Annotated in this window: 20 protein-coding genes and 1 tRNA gene; 9 read left to right on the plus strand and 12 right to left on the minus strand. The window is 63.3% G+C overall.

The genetic code is table 11. The features are described 5' to 3' along the window. Positions 1-33 precede the first annotated feature (33 nt). Positions 34-735, minus strand: a complete 702-nt coding sequence (locus H597_RS0121330; RefSeq protein WP_028103907.1) for a TetR/AcrR family transcriptional regulator — start codon at positions 733-735, stop codon at positions 34-36. Positions 736-774: 39 nt separating this feature from the next. Beyond that, entirely contained in the window at positions 775-1,467 is a 693-nt protein-coding gene (locus tag H597_RS0121335; protein ID WP_028103908.1) for a TetR/AcrR family transcriptional regulator, read from the minus strand. 126 nt (positions 1,468-1,593) lie between these two features. Here H597_RS0121335 and H597_RS0121340 point away from each other — a divergent pair, with 126 nt between their 5' ends. From H597_RS0121340 to H597_RS0121365, 6 genes are all read left to right on the plus strand, one after another. After that, entirely contained in the window at positions 1,594-2,736 is a 1,143-nt protein-coding gene (locus H597_RS0121340; RefSeq protein ID WP_028103909.1) for a VOC family protein, read from the plus strand. Between the two features lie 36 nt (positions 2,737-2,772). Next, positions 2,773-3,729, plus strand: a complete 957-nt coding sequence (locus H597_RS0121345) for a fumarylacetoacetate hydrolase family protein (RefSeq protein ID WP_028103910.1) — start codon at positions 2,773-2,775, stop codon at positions 3,727-3,729. Then, the gene (locus H597_RS33495) at positions 3,726-4,751 is read left to right on the plus strand and encodes an alcohol dehydrogenase catalytic domain-containing protein (RefSeq protein ID WP_028103911.1); all 1,026 of its coding nucleotides are present in this window, start codon (positions 3,726-3,728) and stop codon (positions 4,749-4,751) included. The genes H597_RS0121345 and H597_RS33495 overlap by 4 nt, the downstream gene beginning before the upstream one ends. A 22-nt stretch (positions 4,752-4,773) precedes the next feature. After that, complete coding sequence (locus H597_RS31940) at positions 4,774-6,705, plus strand: acyl-CoA synthetase (RefSeq protein ID WP_051293989.1); 1,932 nt, start codon at positions 4,774-4,776, stop codon at positions 6,703-6,705. Between the two features lie 2 nt (positions 6,706-6,707). Continuing rightward, complete coding sequence (gene mhpA / locus H597_RS31945; RefSeq protein WP_083941243.1) at positions 6,708-8,330, plus strand: bifunctional 3-(3-hydroxy-phenyl)propionate/3-hydroxycinnamic acid hydroxylase MhpA; 1,623 nt, start codon at positions 6,708-6,710, stop codon at positions 8,328-8,330. A gap of 104 nt (positions 8,331-8,434) precedes the next feature. Then, positions 8,435-9,520: a transporter gene (locus H597_RS0121365; RefSeq protein WP_028103912.1), complete on the plus strand. Its 1,086-nt coding sequence runs from the start codon at positions 8,435-8,437 to the stop codon at positions 9,518-9,520. A gap of 207 nt (positions 9,521-9,727) precedes the next feature. On the opposite strand, the gene H597_RS0121370 is transcribed toward H597_RS0121365, so the two are convergent. From H597_RS0121370 to H597_RS0121405, 8 genes are all read right to left on the minus strand, one after another. After that, a tRNA-Ser gene (locus tag H597_RS0121370) sits at positions 9,728-9,818 on the minus strand. A 101-nt stretch (positions 9,819-9,919) separates the two neighbouring features. Continuing rightward, positions 9,920-11,212, minus strand: a complete 1,293-nt coding sequence (gene serS, locus H597_RS0121375) for a serine--tRNA ligase (protein ID WP_028103913.1) — start codon at positions 11,210-11,212, stop codon at positions 9,920-9,922. A 94-nt stretch (positions 11,213-11,306) separates the two neighbouring features. Next, positions 11,307-11,504: a hypothetical protein gene (locus H597_RS0121380; RefSeq protein WP_028103914.1), complete on the minus strand. Its 198-nt coding sequence runs from the start codon at positions 11,502-11,504 to the stop codon at positions 11,307-11,309. Positions 11,505-11,657: 153 nt separating this feature from the next. Next, the gene (locus H597_RS0121385) at positions 11,658-12,176 is read right to left on the minus strand and encodes a hypothetical protein (protein ID WP_028103915.1); all 519 of its coding nucleotides are present in this window, start codon (positions 12,174-12,176) and stop codon (positions 11,658-11,660) included. A gap of 68 nt (positions 12,177-12,244) precedes the next feature. Continuing rightward, the gene (locus H597_RS0121390) at positions 12,245-12,988 is read right to left on the minus strand and encodes an alpha/beta fold hydrolase (protein ID WP_028103916.1); all 744 of its coding nucleotides are present in this window, start codon (positions 12,986-12,988) and stop codon (positions 12,245-12,247) included. 112 nt (positions 12,989-13,100) lie between these two features. Further along, on the minus strand, positions 13,101-14,411 hold the full coding sequence (locus H597_RS0121395; protein WP_028103917.1) for a replication-associated recombination protein A: 1,311 nt from the start codon (positions 14,409-14,411) through the stop codon (positions 13,101-13,103). Between the two features lie 3 nt (positions 14,412-14,414). Beyond that, entirely contained in the window at positions 14,415-15,032 is a 618-nt protein-coding gene (gene lolA / locus H597_RS0121400) for an outer membrane lipoprotein chaperone LolA (protein WP_028103918.1), read from the minus strand. An 8-nt stretch (positions 15,033-15,040) separates the two neighbouring features. Then, positions 15,041-17,434, minus strand: a complete 2,394-nt coding sequence (locus H597_RS0121405) for a DNA translocase FtsK (protein WP_028103919.1) — start codon at positions 17,432-17,434, stop codon at positions 15,041-15,043. A gap of 182 nt (positions 17,435-17,616) precedes the next feature. Here H597_RS0121405 and trxB point away from each other — a divergent pair, with 182 nt between their 5' ends. Both trxB and H597_RS0121415 read left to right on the plus strand, forming a co-directional pair. After that, positions 17,617-18,567: a thioredoxin-disulfide reductase gene (gene trxB / locus H597_RS0121410; RefSeq protein ID WP_028103920.1), complete on the plus strand. Its 951-nt coding sequence runs from the start codon at positions 17,617-17,619 to the stop codon at positions 18,565-18,567. Then, positions 18,564-19,250: a Smr/MutS family protein gene (locus tag H597_RS0121415; protein ID WP_028103921.1), complete on the plus strand. Its 687-nt coding sequence runs from the start codon at positions 18,564-18,566 to the stop codon at positions 19,248-19,250. Before trxB ends, H597_RS0121415 begins: the two co-directional genes overlap by 4 nt. Here H597_RS0121415 and H597_RS0121420 read toward each other — a convergent pair. Further along, positions 19,218-20,039, minus strand: a complete 822-nt coding sequence (locus H597_RS0121420) for a TraB/GumN family protein (RefSeq protein WP_028103922.1) — start codon at positions 20,037-20,039, stop codon at positions 19,218-19,220. The two genes, H597_RS0121415 and H597_RS0121420, sit on opposite strands and share 33 nt — an antisense overlap. Before the next feature lie 109 nt (positions 20,040-20,148). Here H597_RS0121420 and H597_RS0121425 point away from each other — a divergent pair, with 109 nt between their 5' ends. Beyond that, a complete protein-coding gene (locus H597_RS0121425) occupies positions 20,149-20,775 on the plus strand; it encodes a trimeric intracellular cation channel family protein (protein ID WP_028103923.1) in 627 nt (208 codons plus the stop codon). Here the strand turns inward: H597_RS0121425 and H597_RS0121430 are convergent. Then, a complete protein-coding gene (locus H597_RS0121430) occupies positions 20,772-21,110 on the minus strand; it encodes a P-II family nitrogen regulator (protein WP_028103924.1) in 339 nt (112 codons plus the stop codon). The two genes, H597_RS0121425 and H597_RS0121430, sit on opposite strands and share 4 nt — an antisense overlap. Positions 21,111-21,125 lie beyond the last annotated feature (15 nt).

A 21,125-nucleotide genomic window follows, 5' to 3' on the forward strand; every position in this document is an offset into this window, starting at 1 on the left:
GAAGAGGAAGGAGGGTCTGGCGGAAGGGGAGCGTCAGGCTGCAGCATCAACCTGGCTTGCGGCGCGAGCCTGCGCGCGCGCCAGCAGAGAATCGGCAGCTGGCGTCAATTTCGGCAATGGCCCGCTGGCGACCTGCTCAGCCGCCGCCGCCGGCATGCCAAGCATGCGCATCAAGGCGGCAATGACCTGGTCGGGATAGTCTTTGGGCACGCGGCTGCGCGCCATCCGGTCCAGCGCAGCCAAGCCGGCCCCGGCCACCATGTCAAGCACGATGTCCAGCGGCGCGCTGGTGAACACGCCCTGCTTCTGCCCCTCGGTCAGGTCATCCGGCAGATAGCGGAACGTGTCATTGTGCTGCCTCAGCATGCGCAAGCCGGCGGCGGACAGGAACCGCGCCAGCAGGCGATGGGCACGCGCGAGATGCAGGTAACAGCGCATGCCGGTCGCCACGCGGCGTGCCGGGTCAGCGATATCGCCCACCACCGGTTCAATCAACTGGACCATTTCGCCGCTCAACTCCTCGGCAACGGCAATCAGCAACTCCTCGTTGCTGCGGAAATAGTTGTAGAACGAACCCTGCGACACCCCGGCTGCATCGCGCACATCCGGGATCACGCTGGCACCGACGCCTTTTTCAGCAAACACAATCATGGCGCTTTCGATGAGACGCTGGCGCATACGCTCGCGGCGCTCTGCGGCCACACGCGGACGATGGTCATTGGTCTTGGCTGGCATAGTCTGTCCGGTCGATGGAAACGCGGCGATCATACCAGATCACGCCGGTCCCGCAGCATCAAACAACTGGGTACGCCGCAACAGCGAATCGGGCGGCAGTTCAAAGCCTGGCAGCGGCAACGACGCGAGCCGGGCCGCCTCCTCCGTCTCCACTCCCAACACACGCAGCATGGCGCGCGCACTGGCGTCGGGATAGTCGGGGTCCAGCGGCGCCTGGGCGGTCGAATAGGCAGCGCTGAGTACCACCCCAGCCAACATATCACTGCCGATTTTCTGCCCGGCGTCACCGAAACGGCGCTGCGCCACACCCTGCTCCACGTCGCGCGCCAGAAAGCGCGCGCCGAGCAAGCTGTGGTTGGCCGCCGGATACGGCAGGCGCGCCATAAAGGTCCCATACAGCGGGAAACGCCGTACCGCGTGCAGCAGCAGCCGGGTACCGCAAGCAATGCGCTCGGCTGGGTCTTCGCACTGCTGCACCACAGGGTCAATGGCACGCAGCAGCTCGTCATTGATTTCACTGGCCACAGCGGCCAGCAGCTCCTCGTTGGTTCGAAAGTAGTTATAGAAGGATCCGCGCGCCATGCCGGCGTGCGCGATGACGTCGTCGATAACGGCCTGCGGCCCCTTTTGCGCAAATACCAGCAAGGCGCTTTCCAGCAGCCTGGCGCGGGTCTTCTCGCGTCGCTTGGCAGCCACGCGGGTGCGGTGATTCTGGTTGTCTTCAATATTCATAGTCGTCGCTTTCCAGGTCATTGTACGCAAATTCGTATTGACACGCCAGTCATTATGACGGTATCGTCACTACCACCAAGGAAGCGACGGCATCACGTGTTGGCCGCCGCACTAACAGGAGACCCTATGAAACAAGCACTCCCGGAGGCGCTGCAGAGCCCGCCGGCTTACCCGGAAAACGCACTTCCACCAGGCGTCCAGCCGCTGGCGCGTCCAACGCCATTGGTCAAGGCACAATCGCTGGCTTTCCTGATGTTCGAAAAGGCCGACCTGGCGGCAACGCAGGCGTTCCTGACCGATTTCGGCATGCTGCCCGTCGAGAACAGCGACCGTCAGCTCATCATGCGCGGCCACGGTACCGCGCCGCTGATCTACTTTGCGCGGCAGGGTACGCGGTCGCGCTACCTGGGCGCCGCGTTCACCGTCGCCTCGGAAGCACAGTTGTGCATCCTGGAAGCCGAAGCCGGGGCGCGCCGGCTCGATGCCAATGAACTTCCCGGCGGCGGCAGCGGCGTCGAACTGGTCGACCCGGCTGGCAACCTGCTGTGGCTGGTGACCAACCAAGCCGCCGTGCCGGCACAGCCGCTACGCGCGCCCTTGCATCCGCACACCAATTGCCACCATGAGACGCGCCGTATCAATGCCACCGTGCGTCCCCCACTGGAACCCGCCGCGGTCACCAAGCTTGGCCACGTGGTGCTGCAGACGATCGATTTTGCTGGCATGGCGGCCTGGTATATGCGCCACCTGGGCCTGATTCCGACCGACGTACAGTTTCTGGCGGATGGCGCGCCCAATCTGGCCTTCTTCCGCCTCGACCTGGGCGCGGCCCCGGCCGACCATCATAGCTTCGTGCTGGCCGGCGGCATCGAGGAAAAGTACGAACACAGCGCCTATGAAGTGGTCGACCTCGACGCGCTTGGTCAAGGCCAGAACGTGTTGCGCGCCAGGGGCCACCGCCACATGTGGGGCATTGGCCGGCACATCCTGGGCAGCCAATTGTTCGACTACTGGTATGACCCGGACGGCATGGAGTTCGAACACTACACCGACGGCGACGTCTTCACCGCGTCGCATCCCACGCACTACGTGCCGCTGCAACTGTCCGGTATCTGGGCCTGGGGCGACGACGTGCCCGCCTCCATGGGCGTCAAGCGCGACCTTGGCACGATTTTCAAGGTGCTGCGCCTGCTCTGGCAGGGGCGCCTAACGGTCAGCCGCCTCAAGCTGCTGGGCAGCGCAATGAGCACCCCGCGTCCATGGCTGTAATGCCTGGACGCCATCCAATATCACAAGGAGTTAATTATGGCAGTCCAAGTCGTCCATTATGCGCAGGACGGAATTTCCGCATGGGGTGTACTGCACGGCCAGCGTATCGCGCCCTTGCCCGGCCGCTATGCCAGCACCGCCGACTTTGTTCGCGACGGTCTGGACGAGGCCTGGGCCAGCACGCCGGCGCAAGCCAGCATCGCGCTCGAGGCAGTGACGCTGCTGGCGCCCATCACCCGCGACCGCCAGTTCATCTGCCAGGGCATCAACTATGCGAGCCATGTGCGCGAATCCGGCATGGACCCGGATCGCATTCCCTTCAATACCCTGTTCACCAAGGCGCCATCCTGCATCGCCCCGGCCGACACCGACATCGTACGGCCGGCCCACGTGAAACTGCTTGATTACGAAGTTGAGCTGGGCCTGGTGTTGCGGCGCGAGATCAGCGGCCCGGTCACCGTTGCTCCCGACCGGTTGCACGAGTGGCTGGCCGGCGTGACCATCGTTAACGACATCTCGGCGCGCGACGTGCAACTGCCTCAAGTCCAGTTCTACAAAGGCAAGAGCTACCGCGGCTTTGGTCCCACCGGCCCCCTGCTGCTGCTGCTGACGCCTGCCGAATGGCGGCGTTGGCCAGAACTACGCATGCGGCTGGAGGTCAATGGACAACTGCGCCAGGATTCCTACTGCGGCGACATGATTTACAAGCCACACCAGACGCTGACCGAACTGTCTGCGCTGCACGACCTGCAGCCCGGCGACCTGATCGCCACCGGCACGCCCGCCGGATGCGCCGCCCGCGCCCCCGGCAAACTGGTCATGTGGATCATGCGCCACGTGCTGTCGGAGGCCACCAAGTGGCGCCTGTTTATCGGCAAAGGCGCCAGCAATCCAGCCTACCTGCAGCCCAATGACGTCATCACCACCACCATCCGCAGCGACGACGGCACGCTCGATCTTGGCCTGCAGCGCAACCGCGTGGTGGCGCCATGAGCAACCGCTGCGTAGCCAGCGTGCTCGGCGACTTCGGTGGTCCCGAACTGCTGCAAGTGCGCGAAATGGCGCTGCCGAAGCCAGGCCGGGGCCAGGTTGTGGTGCGTGTCAAAGCGGCAGCGGTCACCCCCATCGACACCCGGCGCCGCGCCGGCTACGGCAAGCGGCTGCTGTCAGTGCTGGGCGCGGCACGCCTGCCGCTGGTGCTGGGCAATGACTTTGCCGGCACCGTTTGCGCCGTGGGACGGGGTGTATCGGCATTCCGGGAAGGCGACGCCGTGTTCGGCGCCAAGCCGCCCTCCTCGCAAGGCAGCCATGCCACCCATGTGCTGGTCGATGCGGTACAGGTCATGCATCAACCATCGGGCATGACAGCGGAGCAGTTAGCCGGCCTGCCCTACAACTTCGTGACCGTATCGCGGGCGCTTGAGGGTGCGGGTATCACACGCAGCGCCATCAGCGGGCGTGAAGTACTGGTGCATGGCGCCTCGGGCGGCCTGGGACAGATTGCACTGCGCCTGCTGCACGCGATGGGCGCCCACGTCACCGCTACCGCCGGGGCGCGCCGCCATTTGTGCCGCCTGGCCGGCGCCGATGTCGTACTGGACCGGCGCACCATGCCACTGCGCGCCCTGCCGCGTTATTTTGCCGCCACCTTGAACTTCGGCAGCTGGGATGACGAAGCGCTCCTGCTCGAACTGCTCGCAGACAATGCGGTCGGGCATGCCAGTACGGTGCACCCGCTGCTCGGCCAACTGGACCGCAATGGCCTGGCCGGTGGCCTCGCGGGCGCCTGGCGCGAGAAACGGCGCATGGCGGCCCAGGTGCCCAACGGCGCGCGCTATGCCTGGACCGTGTTTCGCCCTGACCGCTCGGCGCTCGACCACCTTGCCGACTTTGCGCCGCTGTTGCAACTACCCGGCGAGGTGCAGCGCTTCCCGCTGACGCAAGCGGCCCAGGCCCATATCCATGTCGAGCGCCAGCAGCCCGGCCGCGCCCTCTTACTGCCTTACATCACCTGAAAACCAACAAGGAGACAACCTCATGGAGACCCGTGTGAACACGCCGCCGCTACGCACGCCTGTGCGTACGCTGGCCGACGTCGTCGCAATTGAACAAGAAAACTGGAAGGACCAGCTCGCCGCAAGCAACACCTATGATGTGTTGCGCCAGGCCTGCGCCCGTCACCCTGAACGCAGCGCCCTGCAATTCCTGCCGCGCGCGGACCAGGACGTTCCAGCCGTGATCATCAGTTATCGAAGCTTGCTGGAACGGGTGACCCAAGCCGCCAACGCCTTTCATCTGAACGGCATCCGGCGCGGCAACGCGGTTGCGCTGCTATTGCCCAACCTGCCGGAAACACACTACGCCCTATGGGGTGCGCAGGCTGCGGGCATTGCCGCCCCCATCAATCCGCTGCTCGACGTTGAGCACATCGCGGCCATCATCGAAGCGACCGGTGCGACTGCGCTGGTGACACTGGCACCGCAGCCGGACGGCGACAACTGGCAAAAGGCCAAGGCCGTGATTGAACGTTGTCCTTCATTGCGCACCGTTTTCCTGGTCGACCTTTATCCATACGTCTCGCCTGAACAGCGCGCGCCGCTGCAGGCAATGCGGCAGACGCTGCAGCCGCCGCGCGCAGGAGTCCGACTGCGGTCGTTCGGCGAAGCCCTCGCACAGCAGACGGGCGAGCGCCTGCTATCCGGGCGTGTTTTCGCCGCCGATGATGCGTGCGCCTATTTCCACACCGGCGGCACCACCGGCCTGCCGAAAGTGGCGGCGCACACGCACCAGAACGAAGTCTTCGTCGCCGACATGCTGGCCCGCATGCAGCCGGATCGGCATGTGGTGCTGTGCGGCCTGCCGCTGTTCCACGTCAATGGCGCCATGGTCACTGGACTGGGAGCCTTCCATGCCGGCTGGGAAGTGGTCATGCTCACGGCCCAAGGCTACCGCGGGCCCGGCGTGCTGGCCAATTTCTGGCAGCTGGTGCAACGCTTCGGCGCCACCACCTTCAGCGGCGTACCGACTATTTTCTCCACCTTGGCCAACCTGCCTGTGCAGGGTGCTGACATCTCCTCGCTGCGCCAGGCGTTTTGCGGCGCCGCGCCGTTGCCGCCTGAAGTGGCGCAACGTTTCGAAGAACTCGCTGGCATTTCACTGACCGAAGGCTACGGCCTGACTGAAGCTGCGTGCATCTCGGCCCTGCAGCCGGCGGGCGTCCCCCGTCGCCCAGGCAGTATCGGATTGCGCCTGCCGCATCAGGCAATGCAGGCCTGGCAGGTCGATCCGGATGGCCTGGCGACCCGGCCTTGCGCCGTCGACGAAGTCGGGGTGATCGGCATTTGCGGCCCGAACGTCTTCCCCGGCTACCTGCGGCAACGCGACAACCGCGCCATCTGGCTCAAACCCGGCTGGCTCAACACCGGCGACCTCGGCTACCTGGATGCCGACGGCTACCTGCACCTGACCGGCCGCGCGAAAGACCTCATCATCCGCGGCGGCCACAATATCGATCCGGCGCTGATCGAAGAGGCTCTGCTGCGCCATCCTGCGGTGGCCTTGGCGGCCGCCGTTGGCCAACCGGACCCGCATTCGGGCGAATTGCCAGTCGCCTATGTCACGTTATATCCGGGAGCGACCGCAACGGCAGAAGAGTTGCAGTTGGCCGCGCGCGAACTGGTTCCCGAACGCGCCGCCGTACCTGTGCGCGTTTCCATTCTGCCGCAAATGCCCCTGACAGCGGTCGGCAAGCTGGCGAAGGCCGACCTGCGCCTCGACGCTGCCGACCACGTGCTCAAGCAACTATTGGCCGAGAGCGCCATTCCCGCGCGCATCAAGGTGTTCGCCGACGCGGCACGCGGCACCGTCGTGAACCTGTACTGCGAACCGGGCAGCTCCGCCGAGGCCAGGCGCCTGCTGGCGCACTTCCCCTTCCCGGTCGACATTTTCCCGCTGGAGGAAAAGGCATGAACATGCATCAAACACTCCCTGAAAACGTCGATGTGCTGCTGGTTGGCATGGGTCCGGTCGGCGCCACCGCCGCAAACCTGCTGGGGCGTTACGGCCTGCGCACGCTCGTCATCGACAAAGCGCAAGAGATCTTCATGGCGCCGCGCGCCATCGTGCTGGATAACGAAGCGCTGCGCATCCTGCAAATGGCCGGCCTGGAGGATGGCGCCTTCGCCACCTGCGCCATCCCGGAAGTGCAGATGCATTCACCATTGTTTGGCCACTATGCGCGTGCCAAGACGGCCGGGCAGATTGATGGCCATCCGCAGTTGGTCACCTTCTACCAGCCCGAGCTTGAGCGCGTGCTGCGCGACCGCCTGCGCCAGTATTCTTGCGTGCAAGCGGAGCTTGGGGCGGAGCTGGAAGACGTTACCCAGGACGAGCACGGCGTGCGCGCGACGATTCGCAAGGCCGATGGGAAAGTGGCTGAAGTGCACGCGCGCTTCCTGCTCGGTGCGGACGGCGCGAGCTCGCTCGTGCGACGCCAGCTCGGCATGGAATTCGATGGCAAGACCTTCACGCAGGACTGGTTGGTGGTTGACGTAAAGAACGCCCCCATCCCCATCTCGCATATCGAATTCACCTGTGACCCACGGCGTCCATCGCCGCACATGCCAGCGCCCGGCAATCGCCAACGCTGGGAATTCATGCTGCATCCAGGCGAGACGCGCGAACAGATGGAGAAGCCCGAAACCATTCGCGCGCTGCTGGCACCGTGGTGCGATACCCGCGACTGCACGATCGAACGCACGGCGGTGTATCGGTTCCACGCCCGCATCGTGGACCGCTTCTCCAAAGGCCGCGTGTTCCTGGCCGGCGACGCAGCCCACATCACGCCTCCGTTTGTGGGGCAAGGGCTGGTGGCCGGCCTGCGCGACGTCGCGAACCTGTGCTGGAAACTGGCGAGCGTATCGCAGGGCCGCGCGCCGCTGTCCATCCTCGACAGCTACGACCAGGAGCGGCGACCCCATGCCCGGGCGATTATCAATATGGCGCGCATGATGGGCGCCCTGGTCATGCCGCGCAACCGCGCGACCGCCTTCCTGGTGCACGGGCTGATGGGAATATTGCACCGCATTCCCTTCACCCGCCCCTTCTTTGAAGAACTGCAGATCAAGCCTGCCAATCGTTTTCCGCGCGGCTTGTTCCAGCGGGGCGGCAGCGACGCGCGCCTGGTGCGCGGCGGGCAATTGCCGCAGGGTCTGGTTCGACGTGCACCGGGCGCGCCCTGCGTGCTGAGCGATGAAGCGTTGGGCAATGGACTTTCCTTGATCGGTTTCGGCTGCGATCCGTCGCAGCATCTCAGTGCGCCACTCCAGGCTGCGTGGCGCGCGATTGGCGGCCAGTTCGTGGCGATGCGCCACCGTGGCCAGCCCGACCTGGGCCCTGGCAATTGGGAAGACATGGGCGATACGCTTGTTCCCGGTGCCGCGCCTGTGGGTTGGGTTGCCGCCGTCCGTCCCGACCGCGTCGTCATGCATGACGGGCCACTGTCCAGCGTGGACGACATCGTGACCGAAGTTCTTGGCCCATTCAATGCCGTCGCTGCGCCTCGCTTCTCCCCGGCCCCTCAGACAACCAGCTAGTTTTCGTAGGGGGTGTCCGTTTGCCTGCCGCCCGCCGGCGGCAGGCTTTTTTTAACCCGCAGTCTGCAAACCAGAATTCCAACCACAGTAAGAAGGAGACCTGCATGACCTTGACAAAGAAAGCAGCCAGCCTGGCCCTGCTGGCGGGATACGCTGCCGCCGGACACGCTGCAGAAGGCTTCGAACCACGGTACAACCTGGCTGGAAGCCTGGGCGGCGAAATTTTCGCGCCGCCCGACCAGACCGGCTGGGCCTTCGTCGCCGCTGCCACCCGCGTTCCCGTGCCGCGCGTCTCGGGCGATGACGGAAAGGACCTGCGCCTGGCGCTGCCGGGCAGCACCTTGAACGTACCAGGGCTGCCTCCCGGCTTACAGCCTTCCTATTCATCCGGCAAGGTGACTGTCGAAGGCAATGGTGCAATGACGCGCACGGATATCGCACTGGCCTACTTGACGAAGGAAGAATATGGCGGCGGGCGGCTGGCGTTTGCCCTCGACCTTCCCCTTATCCGCAAAGACCAGCACATCGCGCTGCAAGGGGCGACGCCGGCACTGAACTGGCCGGGCCCTGTGCCACCGCCGGTGCAATCCGGTGTCACCAGCCAGTTCGACAGCCAGTACCAGGCCGGCCTCAGCGCGCAAAGTGCCGCGTCGTCGGGCAAAGTGCACGGTGTCGGCGATGCGGAGTTGATGGCAGGCTGGCAATTCGTCGGCGACCGTTGGCGCGTGCTGGCAGGTACGTCACTGATCCTGCCCTCCGGAAAATATTCGACCGACCCGAAACCCGATGCGGGGACAGGCAATTTCCGCACGCTGCGCCCCGCGCTGCAAATCGGGTACCTGCCAACGCCACGGATCGCATTGGGCGCCAAAGTCTCGCTGGGACTCAACACCCGCAATCATGACAACCAGCTACGCAGCGGCAATTGGTTCGGGGTTGAAGTCGCCGCCGGCTACATGACGCCAATCGGCGTGGTCGGCGTCCACGCATTGCGCGTCCAGCAGTACCAGGACGACGACGGGAATCCCTTCGGTCCGAGCCGCTTCCGCTCGACCAATGCGGGGGCTTTTTTCACGACCAAGATACCGGGGATCGATAGCGTGCTCACACTCCAGTACATCGATACCACGTCCTCACGCCATGCCAAGCACGGCAGCTTTACCCAGTTACGCCTGATCAAGCTGCTTTAAGGTCGGTTGGTGGCGTGTCGGCCAACCGGTACGGACTCCGAAGTACGTCGTACATGGTTGCCGGCACCTTTCTATCCCACCTTTCTATCCACCTTTCATGTCTGGATGTTAGGGAATTGTGGTGGACGTGCCTGGGCATTGGTCAAGCTTTCCCCAGAGTGCGGACGAAAAAAAACGGCCCCGTTGCCGGGGCCGTTTTTCGTATTCTGGCGGAGAGGGTGGGATTCGAACCCACGGTAGGGGGACACCCTACGCCTGATTTCGAGTCAGGTACATTCGACCACTCTGCCACCTCTCCAGGTACTGCACTTAACGGTGGTCGCCGTTGAGAGCCAAGATTATAGCAGCGTTATTTAAAAAAGGAAGGGCTAACGCTGCAAATCTTGAAAATAGTTTTCGTCAGGCTGGAATCAGGCGCTCGGCGCCGCCCATGTATGGACGCAGCGCTTCAGGAATGATCACCGAACCATCGGCCTGCTGGTTGTTTTCCAGCACGGCGACCAGGGTGCGGCCAACCGCCAGGCCGGAACCATTCAGGGTGTGCAGCAGCTCAGGCTTGCCTTGCGCGTTGCGGAAGCGTGCCTGCATGCGGCGGGCCTGGAAGGCTTCGCAGTTCGACAGCGAGGAAATTTCGCGGTAGGTGTTCTGCGCCGGCAGCCACACTTCCAGGTCATAGGTCTTGGCGGCGCCAAAGCCCATGTCGCCGGTGCACAGCTGCATCACGCGGTACGGCAGGCCCAGTGCCTGCAGGATGGTTTCCGCATGGCCGACCATCTCTTCCAGCGCTTCGTACGATTTTTCCGGGTGCACCACCTGGACCAGTTCAACCTTGTCGAACTGGTGCTGGCGGATCATGCCTTTGGTATCGCGGCCGGCCGAACCGGCTTCGGAGCGGAAGCACGGGGTGTGGGCGGTGACCTTGATCGGCAGCGTCTCGACGGCGACGATCTCGTCGCGCACCATATTGGTCAGCGAAACTTCAGAGGTCGGGATCAGGTAGAAGGTCTGGCCTTCGCCTTCCGCGCCGCCCTTCTTCACCGAGAACAGGTCGGCTTCGAATTTCGGCAGCTGGCCGGTGCCCATCAGGGATTCGGCGTTGACCATGTACGGGGTGTAGCACTCGGTGTAGCCGTGCTTGTCGGTATGGGTGTCCAGCATGAACTGCGCCAAGGCGCGGTGCAGACGGGCGATGCCGCCCTTCATGACGCTGAAGCGGGAGCCGGTCAATTTGGTGGCGGTTTCGAAGTCCAGGCCCAGTGCGGCGCCGACATCGGCGTGGTCTTTGACTTCAAAATCGAAGCTGCGCGGAGTGCCGAACTTGCGCACTTCCACATTGCCCGTTTCGTCGGCACCGGCCGGCACGGATTCGTGCGGCAGGTTCGGTACGGTTTGCAGGAAGGCGTTCATCTTTACCTGCACCTCGGCCAGCTTGGTTTCGTTGGCCTTCAGTTCGTCGCCCAGGCCGCCGACTTCGGCCATCACGGCGGTGGTGTCCTCCCCTTTGCCCTTCATCATACCGATCTGCTTGGACAGCGAATTGCGCTTGCTTTGCAGTTCTTCGGTACGCATCTGGATGGCCTTACGCTCGCCTTCCAGGGCATTGAAGCCAGCTACGTCGAGCTGGAACTTGCGGGTCGCCAGTTTGGCGGCGACAGTATCAATGTCTTTACGGAGAAGTTGGATGTCAATCATGTTTTTGCTGCCGCTGCGAGGTTTAGTCGAAAGGAGCAATTGTACCAAGATGACAGCACAACAACCGAGTTTTACGCCCTCCGGCGTCGTGCTGTCAGATCAGTGCTGCTTTTTCCGCGGCGGTCAGGCGTTTGGCGGCCACCACCACGGTCGGCATGCTGCTGTCCACTTTGACCACAACCGGGTCGGCGGATACGCGCAGCACCGGGGTGGTGGCGGTTGCGAAGCTGGTCACGGTGGCCAGGGCTGCTGCGACAACGAAAATCGCTTCCATGTGTTTCAGGGCATTCATGATGTTCTCCTTCAGGTCAGTGTTTGAAGTACTTCCGTGCTTCCATGCTTACACTGTACCTAAAGCCTCCCTGCCCTGCCCCGCACTTGCGACGAAGCGTAAAAAACACGGGATGAAATGCGAAATCCCGGTGCTGCGCCCCGGCCGGACAGCTTACTCGCCGGCTCCTGCAGCTGGAGCGGCAGCCTCGGCTTGCGCATTGGCTCCGCGTTTCAGCCAGACACCGACGTCGGCGCCAAGGGCCTTGGATACTTTATGCAGCATTTCGCAGGTGCCGGTCAAAAGGGTGCCCTGCGACGAGCGCGAAAACACGCGGGCATCCAACACTTCGCCGCCCCGCATCAGTTCGACCTGCATGGATACCGACTTGGGCCCGGTCCAGGCAGCGCCGCCCAAGGCATTGATATTCGTCAACGTCAGCTTGATCACTTTATCGTTGCCGACATCGGTGCCACTTGTGATGATTTCGACTGGGCGGAAGCGCTTGGAGATTTGCGCCTCGGCATCTTGTGCGAAATGATGCTCCAGGTCACATTCGGCCTGTACGCGCGGAGGAAGTTCAACTCCCGGGGCTAATTGCACCGGAAGCTGCAGGAAGATACGTTCGGCGGCTGCGCTGGTTCCCGACACAAGAAGTGCCGACAGCAGCAGGGAAAGATGGGAAATCTTCATTAATGAAATTAGCTATCAGAATAATAACGGGCCACCACTATACGGCGGGAATTATCCTGATGCAAATTTCAATTAACCCGAGGAACCTCTTGCAACCATCCCAGAACGGCGCTGTTGAACGCTTCCGGCTGCTCGCGCATGACCCAGTGCCCGCTGCGGAAGGCAATTACCTTGCTGTCAGGCTTCGATTGGACGGCCGCCTCGAAACTGCGGGTATGGAATTGGAAAGGCTTACGCTTACCGTAAATATAGAGCATGGGCCAGCGCAGCTTGAACGGCAAGGCCCCGGCCGCGGGAGTCGCGGCACGCAACCAGCTGACCACGTGCGGCAACTGCAAGCGGGAGCAGGCTTCGCGCGCTTCGCGGCTATTGCCGCTTGAAGCCTTCAGGCGGTGGTGCGCGTACGCCAGCCGCAAACGGGTTTTCCAGTCCAGCGAGGCGCGATAAGTCATCTGGCTCGAACCGCCAATGCCGACGCTGATCACCCGGCTCACCAGTTCCGGATAGCGCAGCGCGAACTGGTAGCCAAATATGCAGCCCCAATCACTGAGCATCAGGATCACCGGCCGGCCGCCATTCACGGCAGTGACCGTGTTGGCGTACAGGCTTGCCACTTCGTCAATGGTGTGGCTGCCCTTGGCGCCTTGGCTGGGGAATGTGAACCGCACGCAACGATAAGACGGGGAGAACGCCTGGACCTGGGCATCCCACAGGCTGCGGTCATACGGCCAGCCATGAATCATCATGATGACTTCATCGCCCGCGCCGTCCACATGGACGGTCACTCCTTCGACTGTCAGACGCTCTGCCATCCCGCCCTCCGTTGGAATATTTACAAGATCGTAACGTGGGGCAATTCAAATGTAAATAGTTCGCTTACGCGCTTCGCTTACGCAAGTAAGTGCATTTGCTTTCCAGCATTAATCAGCCTTTCCGGGCTTCTTCGTCCAATTTGCGCAAATAGGCCAGCTTGTCGGCAATTTTCGATTCCAGTCCGCGCGGCACGGGCTGATACCAGCCTGGCTCGGCCATGCCATCCGGCAGGTAGGTTTCCCCGGCGGCGTAGGCGTCCGGTTCGTCGTGGGCGTAGCGGTACTCGTGGCCGTAGCCCAATTCCTTCATCAACTTGGTGGGGGCGTTGCGCAAGTGGACCGGCACCTCGCGCGACTTGTCGCGGCGCACGAAGGCCATGGCGGCGTTATAGGCGTTGTAGCCGGCGTTACTCTTGGCCGCGACCGCCAGGTAAATCACGGCCTGGGCCAGCGCCAGCTCCCCTTCCGGCGAGCCGAGCCGCTCGTAGGTTTCGGCGGCGTCGTTGGCCATGGTCAACGCGCGCGGGTCGGCCAGGCCGATATCTTCCCAGGCCATGCGTACGATGCGGCGCGCCAGGTAGCGCGGGTCGGCGCCGCCGTCGATCATGCGGCAGAACCAGTACAGCGCGCCGTCCGGGTTGGAGCCGCGTACCGATTTGTGCAGGGCCGAGATCTGGTCGTAGAAATTGTCGCCGCCCTTGTCGAAGCGGCGCGCGTTCAGGGTCAGGGCGTTCTGCACGAATTCGCCGGTGACCTTACCGGTGCGCGCTGTGGCGGCGGCGGTCTTGGTCTGCTCCAGCAGGTTCAGGAAGCGGCGCGCATCGCCGTCGGCGTAGCCGATCAGGGTGTCGATCGCCAGCTCGTCGAATGCCAGGTCCGGCATGGCGCGCTCGCGGGCGCGCGCCAGCAGCTGGCGCATTTCCTCTTCCGTCAGCGCCTTCAGCACGTACACCTGGGCGCGCGACAGCAGCGCGGAGTTGACCTCGAAGGAAGGGTTTTCCGTGGTGGCGCCGATCAGGGTCACCAGGCCCGATTCCACGTAAGGCAGCAGCGCATCCTGCTGCGCCTTGTTGAAGCGGTGGATTTCGTCGATGAACAGGATGGTCTGCTTGCCGCTCGCGACAAACTGCTCCGCCTGCTCAATGGCGGCGCGGATGTCCTTCACCCCACCCAGCACGGCCGAAATGGCAATGAACTCGCAAGCGAAGGCGCGCGCGGACAGACGCGCCAGCGTGGTCTTGCCCACGCCCGGCGGCCCCCACAGGATCATCGAGTGCGGCTTGCCGGACTTGAACAGCAGGTTCAGCGGCTTGCCCTCGCCCAGCAAGTGGCTCTGGCCGATCACGTCCGCCACGCTGTGCGGGCGCAGCGCTTCGGCCAGCGGCGGCGTGGGCTCGGGGGCGAACAGGTCTTGCGTCATCATGCCTTAATTGTTGATGACGTCCGCGCCCTTCGGCATGACAAATTTAAACGACGCTGCATTCAGGGCCGGATTTTTTTCAAACTTCCTGAATGACAGGAAGGAAGTCTGGCCGAAGCTGTCCTTCAGCTCCATCGCTTCCGGGGTGCCGTTTTTCAGGCCGATCAGGATTTGCTCGAAGCTCGAATCCTTGGCTTTCGGGGTCGCTTTCAGCCATTCCAGGCCGTCGCGGCTGCCGGCTTCGGACAGGGCGAAGTTCTTTTCCAGGTCATTGGAACCGAACAGGATGGCCGCCGGCGAGGAACCCAGTGCATCGCCCAGCTTGCGCACGGTGACCTGGTTCAGGTCCTTGTCGAAAACATACAGCTGCTCGCCGTCGGCCTGCAGCACCTGTTCATAGGGCTTGGCGTAGGACCAGATGAACTTGCCCGGGCGGGCGAAGGTGAAGGAGCCGGACGATTGCTTGTCCTTGCTGCCCTGGGCCACGACCTTTTGCGAGAACTCGCCCTTGGCGGCCTTGGTGCTGGCCACAAATGCCTTGAACTGGTCCAGCGCCGCGGCGCTGGAGGAACCTGCAAACAGCAGGCCGGCGGCCAGTGCCGCCATGAGTTTGGTGCGCTTCATAGAATTCCTTATTCCGCCGACGCGGTCGGCGCGATGATTTCGCGGTTGCCGTTCGACTGCATGGCCGATACGACACCGCTGTTTTCCATTTGTTCCAGCAGGCGCGCGGCACGGTTATAGCCGATGCGCAGATGGCGCTGCACCAGCGAGATCGACGCCTTGCGGTGTTTCAGCACGACCTGCACGGCCTGGTCGTACATCGGGTCGGACTCGCTGTCCCCGCCGCCGGCGCCGGCCAGCGCGCCGTCGGCGCCGCCCTCTTCCAGCGTGCCGCCTTCCAGGATGCCCTCGATATAGTTCGGCTCGCCCTGGGCCTTCAAATGCTTCACGACGCGGTGCACCTCATCGTCCGAGACAAAGGCGCCGTGCACCCGCACCGGCAGGCCGGTACCCGGCGGCATGTACAGCATGTCGCCCATGCCCAGCAGGGTTTCCGCGCCCATCTGATCAAGGATGGTGCGCGAGTCGATCTTGGACGACACCTGGAAGGCAATACGCGTCGGGATATTCGCCTTGATCAGACCCGTAATCACATCCACAGAGGGACGCTGGGTTGCCAGAATCAAGTGCAGGCCGGCGGCGCGGGCTTTCTGCGCGATACGGGCGATCAGTTCTTCCACCTTCTTGCCGACCACCATCATCAGGTCGGCCAGCTCGTCGATGATGATGACGATGGTCGGCAGTTTTTCCAGGGGTTCCGGCGCATCCGGCGTCAACGAGAACGGATTCGGGATCTTTTCCTCGCGCTTTTCCGCTTCGGCCATCTTGGCGTTGTAACCGGCCAGGTTACGCACGCCCAGCTTGGACATCAGCTTGTAGCGGCGCTCCATCTCGTTCACCGCCCAGTTCAGGGCGTGGCCAGCCTGGCGCATATCGGTCACGACCGGCGCCAAGAGGTGCGGAATGCCTTCGTAGACCGACATCTCCAGCATCTTCGGGTCGATCAGGATCATGCGCACGTCGTGCGGGTCGGCCTTGTACAGCAGCGACAGGATGGTGGCGTTGATCCCCACCGACTTGCCGGAACCGGTGGTACCAGCCACCAGCAGGTGCGGCATCTTGGCCAGATCGGCCACCACCGGCTTGCCGGCGATGTCCTTGCCCAGCGCCACGGTCAGCGGCGAATGGTTGTCGTTATAGACCTTGGAGCCTAGGATCTCGGTCAGGCGCACGATCTGGCGCTTCGGATTCGGCAGCTCCAGCGCCATGTAATTCTTGCCCGGGATGGTTTCCACCACGCGGATCGAGGTGAGCGACAGCGAACGGGCCAGGTCGCGCGCCAGGTTGACGATCTGGCTACCTTTGACGCCGGTCGCCGGCTCGATTTCATAGCGGGTCACCACCGGACCAGGATAGGCCGCCACCACCTTGGCTTCCACGCCGAAGTCGGACAGTTTTTTCTCGATCAGGCGGCTGGTGAATTCCAGCGTTTCCACGGCCACGGTTTCCTGCTGCGGCGGCGCGTCATCCAGCAGCGACAGCGGCGGCAGCGTGGTGCTGTCCAGGTCCTGGAACAAGGTACCCTGCTTTTCCTTGATCACGCGCTCGGACTGCACCACCTGGGTGACCTGCGGCTCGATCTTGACGATCGGCGCCGGCGGGGCGTCCGGCGGCAGGTCGGCCGGCTTCGGATGCTTTTCCTCGTGCTTGACGCGTTCCTTGACCACCTTCTCTTCGCGCTTGACCACGGCGACGTCGCCCTGGCGGCGGTCTTCCCGGTCTTCCATGCGGGCGCGGAACCAGTCGATGCCCATCTCGATCACTTCGCCGATGCGCTCGGCCACCGACATCCACGAGACGTGGAAGAACAGGCTGAAGCCGGTGCCGAACAGCAGCAGGAGCAGCAAGGTGGAACCGGTGAAGCCAAGGCCCACATGGCTGCCGTGGCCAATCAGCTCGCCCAGCACGCCGCCCGGCGCGCGCGGCAACTGGATCTTCATGCTGTACATGCGCAGGAATTCCAGGCCCATGGAACCGACCAGCATCAGCACGAAGCCGATCAGGCGGATCAGGCCCTCCTGCTTATGCTCGGGATCCTCTTCCTTCTGCAGCACGAATTTGCGCGTCAGACGGCGATAGCCCTGCCACACCACGCGCAGCATGTAGACGCACCACCACCACGCGGAAAGGCCGAAGATGTACAGCATCAGGTCCGACAGCCAGGCGCCGCCGCGGCCGCCCAGGTTATGCACCGCCGGCACCACATTATCGTGCGACCAGCCCGGGTCCAGGCGGTTATAACTGGCCAGGATCAGGATGAAGTAAACGCAAACGACAAACAGCGCGAAAAAGCGCGCCTCCGACAGCAAACGCACCAGCCGATTGGGTAAGGGCTGGCGTTCGGTGGCTGTGCGAGTGTAACCAGAAGGCGTCTCCTGACTCTTTTGACTCTTCTTACTCATTGCTTGGAGGCAAAAATTCCATAATTGCGCTTATTCTAAGGCATATCAAGGCTAAACGGCCTCCCGGTACATGTGAAATGCACGCTTCGCATATAATTTCGGTTTCCCTGGGGCTGGACTTGTGGCATTCCGGTCCGCACCCATATCCAAGACATACACACTAACTAGGTAAAGAATCCACCATGACTACTACCAAACACGCCAAAGTCCTGATTCTTGGCTCCGGTCCTGCTGGCTACAGCGCCGCGATTTACGCCGCCCGCGCGAACCTGAACCCAATGCTGGTGACCGGCGTCGAACAGGGCGGCCAGCTGATGACCACCACCGACGTGGAAAACTGGCCGGCCGACCCGATGGGCGTCCAGGGCCCGGAGCTGATGCAGCGCTTCCTGCAGCACGCGGAACGCTTCAAGACCGAGATCGTGTTTGACCACATCCACACCACCCACCTGAACGAAAAACCGATCCGCCTGATCGGCGACAGCAATGTCTACACCTGCGACACGCTGATCATCGCCACCGGCGCCTCGGCCCAGTATCTGGGCCTGCCGTCCGAGCAGGAATTCATGGGCCGCGGCGTCTCCGCCTGCGCCACCTGCGACGGCTTCTTCTACCGCGGCCAGGAAGTGGCCGTGGTCGGCGGCGGCAATACCGCCGTCGAAGAAGCGCTGTACCTGTCGAATATCGCCACCAAGGTCACCCTGGTGCACCGCCGCGAGAAATTCCGCGCCGAGCCTATCCTGGTGGACCGCTTGATGGCCAAGGTCGCCGAGGGCAAGATCGAGCTGAAACTGAACGCCACCCTGCACGAAGTCAAGGGCGACCAGTCCGGCGTCAACGCCATCACCGTCAAGCACAATGACGGCGGCCTGAGCGACATTTCCGTACACGGCCTGTTCATCGCCATCGGCCACAAGCCGAACACCGGCATCTTCGAAGGCCAGCTGGAAATGAAGGACGGCTACATCAAGACCCGCACCGGCACCGAAGGCATGGCCACCGCCACCTCGGTAGCGGGCGTGTTCGCCGCCGGCGACGTGCAGGACCACGTGTACCGCCAGGCCATCACCTCCGCCGGCACCGGCTGCATGGCCGCACTGGACGCGCAACGCTACCTGGAAGCGCAAGAGTGAAAAGCTTCGCCGACCTGAAGGGACTGGGCAAACAGCTCAAGGAGCAGGAAGAGCAGCGCGCGCTCGCCGACAGGGAGCGCGCCAAGCAGCAAAAGGCCGCCGCCGCCGCTGCCACCGTGTTCCAGTCCTCGATGTCCGGCGTGCAGAAAATGAAGCCGTCCGACCGCTACGTGCCGCCGCCCGCCAAGGGCCCGGCCGCGGCGAACCGCCCTGCCCCGGCAGGCAAGCGCGGCCCGCTGACGGCCGCGGAGCAGGCGGCGGACGACGCCGCCGTGCTGCGCGAATCCCTGTCCGACCTGTTCGAGGTCGACCATTACATGGAAGAAGACCCGGCGCTGAACTACACCGCGCCCGGCGTTGGGCCGGACGTAATGAAGAAGATGCGCAAGGGCCAGTGGCCGGTTCAGGACGAACTGGACTTGCACGGCATGCGCCGCGACGAAGCGCGCCAGGCCGTCAGCGACTTCCTGCTCAAGGCCTCGCGCCGCAATTTCCGCTGCGTATGCGTGATCTACGGCCGCGGCTACGGCTCGCCCAAGGGCGAACCGGTGCTGAAGTCCATGGTGCATTCCTGGCTGGTGCAGACCGACGGCGTAATCGCCTTCTGCCAGGCCCGCGCCGAGGAAGGCGGCGAAGGCGCCCTGATGGTCCTACTGCGCTCCGCCCTGGCGGATAGGCGGTGACGCCTTGGTGGCGCCCAGCGCCACCAGCACATCTTCTCCTTGCCTACCCTGCTGGTCCAGCGGGGTATTGCTCAACGCATGTGGCGCGCAGTCCGGCTTCCCGCGGACGCCGATGCAATTCCAGGTCTCCCCGCCCTGCTCTGCGATACTGATCGCAAATGTCGGAACCTGCTGCGATACCAGGTAAGCCGCCGGCTCGAACGTGTCAAACACCTCGCCGCGCTTGCGCGCCGCGTGAGTCGTCCCCATCAGGTTAACCATTACCGCGCCAGGATGGGCCTTATGCATAGCCATAATGTTGGCTGCCATTCCGCTGTCGCGCATTTGCTGCGCACGATTCGGGTCGGCGCGCCAGGTTTCGAAATCGACGTCAGGGTCAAACGCGAATATCTTCAAGGGTGCGCCGGCCTTGGCCATCGCCCTCGCGCTTTCGACCAGCTCCAGCATGGCCATACTGCCGCGCCCATCCCTCAATGTGCCAAGATCGCTGGCCGCCAGTTGCCGGCGCGCTTCCGCACCGCCATCGGACGCCATGAAGCTGTCCAGTTCCGGCTGGATGCTTGCCAACTGCTCCAGCCCGATGACAACGGGACGCCCCGACCGCAGCAGGCTGCAGGAAAGTCCCGCAACGAAAGCGGGAATCTCCTGGGTGCCGTGCAACTCGCCGACCAATACAATGGGAGCCTTGATGGCCGCGGCATCGATTTTGTCCTGCGGTTGACATGGAAGCGGCGCTGCCTGGGCGCCAACGCAGACCGCCAAGGCGGCAATTGAAAGTAGTGTACGCATAATATTGCAAATTATGCAATCCAATATTTCCCAATGTCAAGTGCGCGGCTTGCGGGACTTGCTGGCCGAATGCTAACCTTTGGCTTGTCTTTCGCCACATAAGAAGAATATGAAACTAGTCCCCGCCGTCTCCCTCATCACCATCATCGAGGTCGTGGCAATCCTGGTCGGGGCCTTCTCGGGATTTGTCGAAGCGCGCCGCAAGCGCATGGATATCGTCGGCGTCTTCATTGTCGCCTTCATCACCGCCTTCGGCGGCGGCACGGTGCGCGACATCCTGCTCGACAAGCGCCCCCTGTTCTGGGTCGCGCACCAGGAATACACGATCCTGCTGTTCGTCGTCGCCCTGGTTGCCGCGCCCTTCGTCAAGCAGATCCGCCACATCGTCTCCGAACGCCTGATCGTGGTCGCCGACGCCATCGGCCTCGGCCTGTTCGCCGTGGCCAGCGTGGCGCAGGCGCTGGCGGCCGATATGCCGATCTTCGTGGCGGTGATGATGGGAGTCGTGACGGGTATTTTCGGCGGTGTGCTGCGCGATATTATCTGCAACGAGGTGCCGATGGTGTTCCGCGACGGGAAACCGTATGCGATTTGCGCCTTCTTCGGCTGCTGGTTCTACATCGCCCTGCAATACACCTCGGTGTCGGACGACGTGGCGCTATGGTCCAGCGCCGCCCTGATCACCGTCATGCGTCTGATCGCCTGGCGCTTCGACCTGCGCCTGAAGGCGCATTAAACCGCGTCGGCGCCGGTTTCGCCGGTGCGGATGCGGATCACCTGCTCGATGTTCTGCACAAAGATCTTGCCGTCGCCGATCTTGCCGGTGCGGGCCGCCTTGATGATCGCGTCGACGGCGGTATCGACCACGCTGTCGTCCACCACCACCTCCACCTTCACCTTCGGCAGGAAATCGACCACGTATTCCGCGCCGCGATAAAGCTCGGTATGCCCCTTCTGGCGGCCGAAGCCCTTCACTTCGGTCACGGTCAGGCCGGTCACGTTCACTTCGGCCAGCGATTCGCGCACTTCGTCCAGCTTGAATGGCTTGATGATGGCGGTAATTTGCTTCATTGCGTTCTCCTTATT

Origin of the sequence: Pseudoduganella violaceinigra DSM 15887 (genome assembly GCF_000425385.1) — a bacterium.
In the GTDB taxonomy this organism is placed as follows: Bacteria; Pseudomonadota; Gammaproteobacteria; order Burkholderiales; family Burkholderiaceae_D; genus Rugamonas; species Rugamonas violaceinigra.